This window comes from Sulfurovum sp. (assembly GCF_041551015.1).
GTDB lineage: Bacteria > Campylobacterota > Campylobacteria > Campylobacterales > Sulfurovaceae > Sulfurovum.
The window spans coordinates 1-3563 of sequence record NZ_JBFENQ010000166.1; the positions used below are offsets into that span (position 1 = coordinate 1).

Annotated in this window: 4 protein-coding genes; 2 read left to right on the forward strand and 2 right to left on the reverse strand. The window is 38.7% G+C overall.

Going from position 1 to position 3563, the window contains the following annotated elements:
• Nucleotides 1-340, forward strand: a 340-nt coding sequence (locus ABZC96_RS09140; RefSeq protein ID WP_373030612.1) for a DUF1566 domain-containing protein, incomplete at its 5' end; no start/stop codon positions are given.
• Between the two features lie 4 nt (nucleotides 341-344).
• On the opposite strand, the gene ABZC96_RS09145 is transcribed toward ABZC96_RS09140, so the two are convergent.
• On the reverse strand, nucleotides 345-1121 hold the full coding sequence (locus ABZC96_RS09145) for a UDP-N-acetylmuramate dehydrogenase (protein WP_373030614.1): 777 nt from the start codon (nucleotides 1119-1121) through the stop codon (nucleotides 345-347).
• The gene (locus ABZC96_RS09150; RefSeq protein WP_373030615.1) at nucleotides 1122-1985 is read right to left on the reverse strand and encodes a menaquinone biosynthesis family protein; all 864 of its coding nucleotides are present in this window, start codon (nucleotides 1983-1985) and stop codon (nucleotides 1122-1124) included. It lies immediately after the preceding gene.
• Nucleotides 1986-2158: 173 nt separating this feature from the next.
• Here ABZC96_RS09150 and recA point away from each other — a divergent pair, with 173 nt between their 5' ends.
• Nucleotides 2159-3196, forward strand: coding sequence for a recombinase RecA (recA, locus tag ABZC96_RS09155; protein WP_373030616.1), 1038 nt, complete (start codon nucleotides 2159-2161; stop codon nucleotides 3194-3196).
• The last annotated feature ends 367 nt before the right edge of the window (nucleotides 3197-3563 follow it).

The following is a 3563-nucleotide window of genomic DNA, read 5'->3' on the forward strand; positions in this document are numbered from 1 at the left end:
AGATGGTGCCTATAAACGTGGTCAGTCTGTAGGAAAAGCAGGAAAGCATAGACATGCAATGAATTATTGTCGTGCACTGAATTATGCGGGATATAATGATTGGAGATTGCCTACAGCAGATGAGCTAGCGCATGTCCATGCTCCGCAAGAGAATCCATTTTCGTACTATCGTGGGTCAGACTTTTGGTCGTCTACTCCTACCACAGAGAATAGGTATTATGTTATCTTTACCGCAGATGCAATGCAATATGCACGAAAACCAAGTGAGTCTAATTATATTAGATGTGTACGTTGTCTAGATGAAGGGTATGTTTTTTCTAGATCTGAAGACGTAAAATAGTTTTTTAGAGGATTTTAATCTCTTCTATCAGCTCTATATCAAACATCTTTAAAACCTCACTTTTTGCCAAGTCCATAAGAGACTTGGCATCCTCAAATGTCCCCCCACCTAAATTGACCAGGAAATTGGCATGCACATTGCTCCATTGCATTTGACCTTTTCTTGTACCTTTTAATCCAACCGCTTCTATAAGACGTCCGGCATAATCTCCTTCAGGGTTTTTAAACGCTGAACCTGCACTGGGTTCATGAGGCTGATTGGACCGTAGGTTGAGCAGATCATCTAGGAGCTTTTGGTTAAAACCATGGTGTATCAAAAATCTTGCATGGGTTGCAATGCCCCCTAGTTTAGCGAAACGATAACCGTGTTCTATATCTTGTGCTAAAACCCATTCTCCATTGATCTTTACAGAGTGCAAGATATTAAATATCTCATACTCTTTGACACCAGCATTCATGGCAAGCATTCCCCCAAGTGTTCCTGGAAGTTTAGCACAGAACTCAAAACCTGCTATGTCATGTTTTTTCGCATAAGAGACGATACGTCCTGTAGGCATTGCCGCACCAATGGTCAACATGTTTTCTTTTTGTGTAATAGTCGCAAAATCTTTAGAGAGCATCATCAATGGGGGTGGGATAGGTGAAACAAGCAGGTTGTTCGCTCCACCGATGAGGTATCTGTCCGCAGGGATGGTATCCCCTTCTTCTATCATGAGTACCTGTGTGGGTTGTCCTATCTTAATACTGGAGTATTTGGAGAAGTCTATAGTTTTATAAAACATTTAGCTGTTCCGTAGTGCTTCATACTCTTTAGGGATTAAATAATCTTCTGTCTTGATAGGTGACTCCCATAGACCATGTTTAAATCCTATGTCATATAGTCTGTCCAGTGCTTTAAGTTGAAGGTCAGAGAGTTCGACAGATTCATCGGATGCATACATATCAAGATATTTTTTAAGCATTTCATCTGAGATTCGTACAAGATTGTCTGCTTCAAGTTTGGCACAGAGTTCTTCTTTTCTCTCATTAGCTATTTTGACACCCTCTATTAGAATATTCTCTATCTCTATGGCACGGTTTAATGGTAAGCTTCTTCGTATAGCCATACCACCAAGAGGCAGAGGCAGTCCCTCTCCTGCCAATTCTACCCAAATATCCCATATTTCTTTTTCTACTTCCAAACTTTCATCAAAATCCAAGATGGATTCATGGATCAGAACGCCGGCATCTACTTTACCAGAGACAACCGCATCCTCGATCTCGAGGAAATCCATATAGACAGGCCTTGCATCAGGATAATAAATCCTGAAAAGCATGGCATTTGTCGTATATTTTCCAGAAAGGGCTACTTTAAAATTACGTTTGAGCTTTTTGTCTTTGCGTCGTATGAGTTTCGGACCATACCCTTCCCCGAAACTGACGGCTGTACGAAGTAAAGCATATTCATTTTTTATGAGTGGATACATACCAAAACTGATAGCAGAGACATCATATGTTCCTCTAAGGGCTTCTACATTGAGCGTTTCAATATCTAGTCCAATGTTTTCAAAGGTATAGCCTTTGGTCTCAACCCAACCAAATTTAATGGCAAAATACATAAAAATATCATCTGCATCTGGAGAATGGGCTAATTGGATTGGGTTCATAGGCTAAGGTACTCACTTTGTTTAGTATAGATGTATTTTATCATTGTTTGTATTTGGGGTAACTTTTTCGCTAATTTCATAAAAAACATGTCAATTTGACATATTTTTGAAACTTGTATAGGAAACGTATTAGAATGGTGCTAGAATTCAACATTAAGGTTAAGGATATGACAATGGCAATGGACGCAAACAAACAAAAAGCACTGGACATGGCAATCAAACAAATTGACAAAACGTTTGGTAAAGGTACCCTTATGAGACTGGGAGATAAAGAGTTTGAACCTATCGAATCTATATCAACAGGGTCACTTGGATTGGATATGGCTTTAGGAATCGGTGGTATTCCTCAAGGGCGTATTATAGAGGTTTATGGTCCTGAATCATCAGGAAAAACCACACTTGCACTGCAGACGATCGCCTCGGCGCAGAAAAAAGATATGGTTTGTGCCTTTATAGATGCGGAACATGCATTAGATGTAGTATATGCTAAAAATCTAGGGGTAGATACAGATAATCTTTTGGTTTCACAACCAGACTTTGGGGAACAGGCTCTTGATGTTCTAGAAACACTGACCCGTTCAGGAGCTGTTGATTTGATTGTTGTCGATTCTGTTGCTGCGCTTACACCAAAAAGTGAGATTGAGGGTGACATGGGAGATACGCATGTTGGACTTCAGGCCAGACTTATGTCTCAAGCATTACGTAAACTTACTGCGATCTTACATAAAACAAATACAACGGTGATCTTCATTAACCAAATTCGTATGAAGATCGGTACAATGGGATATGGGTCACCAGAGACAACAACTGGTGGTAATGCATTGAAGTTTTACTGTTCAGTGAGAATTGATGTCCGTCGCATCGCTACATTAAAACAAGGTGAATCTTCCATAGGTAACCGTGTCAAAGCAAAAGTGGTGAAAAACAAAGTGGCTCCACCATTTAGACAGGCAGAGTTTGACATTATGTTTGGTGAGGGGATCTCTTTTGTAGGTGAACTAATTGATTATGGTGTCAAAATGGACATCATAGACAAATCAGGTGCATGGTTCAGTTATGGCAGTGAGAAACTGGGGCAAGGTAAAGAGAATGCAAAAATCACTATTAAAGAAAATCCGGAAATGATGGCAGAGATAGAAGGCAAAATCAAAGAATCCCTTGGTTTTGGTGAAGGTCTGACGGTAGATGAGAGTGAGATGGATGAAGATTAAGTTTTAACTCCTTACCTAAAATCTCAAATACGATTTGAGATTTTAGGCTTATTTGATATAAAATTATCATACCCTTCCCAACATATTAAGATACTGCTAATTGAACTACTTTTTAAATTTTCTAATTTTTCACGTTACTTCTTCATGTTGGATTTTTTTCAGATAAAGAAGATTAAAAATTAACATTACGCTACAGTCTGGCTTGTTAATGATTCTTTGATTCATAATACTCATTTAAGTATAGGGTAAATTTCGATAAAATAATAGACAAATGTAAAACAGAAAATGTATATAAAGGATATAGATGATTTTTATCGATGAGATCGTAGCAACAGAGGTTATGGATAGTAGAGGAAACCCTACCGTA